General features: G+C 34.5%; 2 protein-coding genes. Both read left to right on the forward strand.

Translation table 11 applies throughout. The features are described from left to right. The coding region (locus AC1DG9_RS26230; RefSeq protein ID WP_477635590.1) for a DNA cytosine methyltransferase at positions 1-990 on the forward strand (990 nt) is incomplete at its 5' end. Beyond that, positions 987-2,039 carry a DNA (cytosine-5-)-methyltransferase gene (gene dcm / locus AC1DG9_RS26235; RefSeq protein ID WP_337717705.1) on the forward strand — a complete coding sequence of 351 codons (1,053 nt, stop codon included), beginning with the start codon at positions 987-989 and terminating at the stop codon, positions 2,037-2,039. The genes AC1DG9_RS26230 and dcm, both read left to right, overlap by 4 nt. Positions 2,040-2,154: the final 115 nt, after the last annotated feature.

Below are 2,154 nucleotides of genomic sequence, written 5' to 3' on the forward strand. Positions count from 1 at the left end.
CTTTTTAATGATTTCAACAGTTACAAACATCTTTTTGAACATATTAAATTAGTAGCGGGGGGGCCACCGTGTCAGGGTTTTTCTAAAGCTAATCGAAGAAACTATGTTATAGATGATGAAAGTAAAGAAAAAAGATTCATAGAAGATAAGCGAAATATTTTATACAAATATTTTGTTGAGCTACTTGCTCTTATAAACCCTGATTTTTTTATCATGGAAAATGTAAGGGGAATGAAAAACGTAGAAAGCGAAATTGAGAAGGATATTAATGACAAAACAAAACAGAGCTACTCGTTTTCTCCTTTAACAATCGATGCACAAAGTTTTGATGTTCCTCAGAGCAGGCATAGATACATTCTTATTGGTGGTAGAAATTTTATGTTTATGGAGGGGGTAAAACAGACTCTTCTTAAAAGAAAGAAAATAAAAAGCCAGTATAATCTTAAAGATGCCTTGTTCGGACTACCTGAAATTGCAACAAACCCTGAAATCAGGAATCCGGATGTTGACGGGGAGATACATGGTTATGCTATAAGAAAGACAGAAGTACCTCTGAATGCTTTTTTAACTGATATAAATAATGGCAGGGGCTCAGCTTATTTATTTAATCATAAGTCAAGATACAATAATGAAAACGATCTGGAGATATTCAGACGGCTGCCTGAAGGAGCTAATTCACTTCATGAAAGTATTCAGGATTTAAGTAAATACAAAAACAGAAACCACATTTTTCACGATAAGTATTATAAACTTAAATCTTCAGAAGTATCAAAAACAATCACATCACATATGAAATATGATTGCCACATGTATATTCATCCTACTCAAGCCAGAGGATTAAGTCCAAGGGAAGCAGCAAGAATTCAAACATTTCCCGATGATTATTTATTCAGAGGTGGATTAAATAGTTCGTATAAACAAATCGGTAATGCTGTTCCTGTAAAAATGGCCCACACAATAGGACAGGAGTTAATGAAATTTTACAAATGAGATATATAGAATTATTTGCAGGTATCGGAGGCTTCAGAAATGCGGCTGATCATTTATCTCTGGATACTGATCGRCAATTTGAGTGCGTTGCTTTTTCAGAAATTGACCATCATGCTAAAACAACATACTCTGCTAATTATAATATAGCAGACGAAGTCCAGATGAATGATATCATCAATTTTACAGATGATAAAGAAAACATACGGAAGCTACCTGATTTTAACTTGTTACTCGGGGGATTTCCATGTCAGGCATTTAGTTTATTAGGAAAACAACTTGGGCTGGAAGACGAAAGAGGGAAGATACTTTTTAGTATACATGAAATTCTAAAAGGAAAACAGCCGGAGTTTGTTGTCCTTGAGAATGTGAGGAATATCATTAACCATGACAAAGGCAAAACGCTGGAATTAATAATTAACTTCTTCAAAGAACATGAATACAAATATGTAAACTATGTTGTACTCGATACGCAGTCGTTTGGATTGCCACAAAGGCGTAGTCGCATCTTTTTTGTTTGCAGTAAAAAAGAAATAGAAATCGAGCTTACCGAAGAAGCTATTGTCAATAATTTTAATAATATTGATTATCATAGTTTGAATACGTACACTAATGTTTTAGATATTCTGGAGAGGGAAACTAACCAGAAATACTACCTATCCGAAAAAATAAAACATACCATACTTGATGGCGGCTCTAAAAATTTCTGGAGTAAATCTCAGATTGACCTAGATATAGCTAGGACATTAACTGCCACTATGGTTAAAATGCATAGAGCATGCCAGGATAATTACTATTCCGATGATTATATCTTAAACGGTCAATCTCATAAAGAAACAGCAAAAGAAGTTTTGTTTAAAAAGCCTGTGCGAAGGTTAACCCCACCAGAAGCTTTAAAGCTTCAAGGTTTTGATCAACCTTTTTTCGATAACGCAATAGCGGCGGGTGTAAGTGAGCATCAACTTTATAAACAGGCAGGTAATGCCTTGAGTGTGAATACCGGATATGCATTATTACATTACTTATTTGTCCGCCTTAGAATCCAGGATTAAAAATGAAACGTTCTCAAAATTTTTGGTTAGTTGCTTTGTTCCTTTCAAAATTTGGAACGCCAGATAAAGCAAATAAATATGCTCCTCCCATAGAGTTAAAAGTAAGCTCATGGAC

The organism is Pedobacter sp. 05L430, from assembly GCF_056397585.1.